The sequence below is a fragment of the Anaerotignum faecicola genome (assembly GCA_024460105.1).
Taxonomy (GTDB): domain Bacteria; phylum Bacillota; class Clostridia; order Lachnospirales; family Anaerotignaceae; genus JANFXS01.
Genome location: JANFXS010000281.1, coordinates 1 through 452, shown reverse-complemented (window position 1 = coordinate 452; position 452 = coordinate 1). Strand labels below are relative to the sequence as shown.

General features: G+C 45.8%; 1 protein-coding gene. It reads left to right on the top strand.

The features are described from left to right. Positions 1-452: leucine-rich repeat domain-containing protein (locus NE664_13960; GenBank protein MCQ4727739.1), on the top strand; the 452-nt coding region annotated here is incomplete at both ends.

Here is a 452-nt window from a genome sequence, read left to right as displayed (position 1 = left end):
CAAAGCCAGTGGGGACACTGGTTATCCCGGACAAAGTGCGAAAGCCTTCCAACGGCAGGGTATACCAGGTAGACAGCATTGGGCACAATGCATTTCTGGACTGTTCCGGCCTGACGGGAGATTTAGTGATTCCGGATACGGTTACCGAGATTGGAGACAACGCTTTTTCGGGATGCTATTTTACAGGAGAACTGACCCTCTCGGATTCATTGGTTGCAATAGGGGAATACGCATTCTATGAATGTGGATTTACAGGCCAGCTGGTCCTGCCACAAACACTTACTCGCATTGGGGAGAGAGCATTTACAAAAACTACATTTTCCGGACAGTTGATTTTGCCAGAGAAATTAAACTATATTGGCGGGCTTGCATTTTACCACTGTAACTTTACAGGAGACTTGATTATACCGGACGGAGTGACCATTATCAATTATGATACATTTGCTGGTAAC